At 75.7% G+C, this 782-nt stretch carries 1 protein-coding gene and 1 pseudogene; both read right to left on the minus strand.

All coding sequences use genetic code 11. The annotated features are described in order from the left end of the window. Positions 1 to 19: 19 nt before the first annotated feature. The gene (locus tag EF918_RS36275; RefSeq protein ID WP_125653028.1) at positions 20 to 463 is read right to left on the minus strand and encodes a hypothetical protein; all 444 of its coding nucleotides are present in this window, start codon (positions 461 to 463) and stop codon (positions 20 to 22) included. A 1-nt stretch (position 464) separates the two neighbouring features. Beyond that, positions 465 to 782, minus strand: a pseudogene (locus EF918_RS37585) (hypothetical protein); the annotation flags it as partial.

Genomic DNA, 782 nt, shown 5'->3' on the forward strand with positions numbered 1-782 from the left:
GCGGTGGCCGAGCAGGCCCTCACCGCGCGGGGCGTACGGTGCACCGTACGCCCCGCGCGGTGAGGGCCTGCTCGGCCACCGCTGCCTGCGGCCACCCGGGGTCGACGGTCACTTCGGCCGCGGCCAGCGCGGCCAAGGCGGCCGCCGGGTCCTCGCTGTGGCCCTCGACGTACGCGACCGCGGCGGCAGGGACCGCCGGCGGGACCTCGTACGCGTCCACGAGCGCTCCCTGGGAGCGCAGTTGGGCGACGACCCGTTCGATGAACGGGGCCGCCTTCGGGTTTCCGGCCGCGGCCACCAGTTCCGCGGTGCTCCGCGGTTCCTCCAGGGCCCGGATCCAGGCGCAGGCGGGTTCGGCCAGGGGCGCCGGCAGGCGCAGGGTGAAGGCCCCGCGGGGGGTCTGGACGAACACCCCGTCCCGGTGGGCCCCGTACACCGTGCTGGGGCGGAGTTTCACGCGCATGTCAGGAGGGCCTCGCTGTGAGTCGGTCCTGCCAGCTCTCGCCGAGCCGCGCGTCGACGGCCTGGGCCAGGCAGTGGCAGTAGAGGTATCGGTTGATCGGGGTGACGCCGAGCCATTGCAGGGCCTCGTACAGCCAGTTGGCGAGGACGCGGTACGCCTGGAAGGCGGGTGGGGTGCGTTCGCCGAAGCCGAGTTCGGCGAGCCGTCGGTGGAACGCACTCGGCGGCGGACCGGCCTCCGGACCGCCGCTCGCGGCCCGGCCACGATCCTCCGCCCCGCCGCCCGCCTCGCCGTCGAACGGGCCGGTGCCGCCGACGTC

It is taken from the genome of Streptomyces sp. WAC06614 (genome assembly GCF_003949795.1).
Classification (GTDB): Bacteria; Actinomycetota; Actinomycetes; order Streptomycetales; family Streptomycetaceae; genus Streptomyces.

Excerpts from the sequence above, each read along its gene's own strand:
- EF918_RS36275 (WP_125653028.1), bottom strand. The coding sequence starts at position 463 with ATGCGCGTGAAACTCCGCCCCAGCACGGTGTACGGGGCCCACCGGGAC.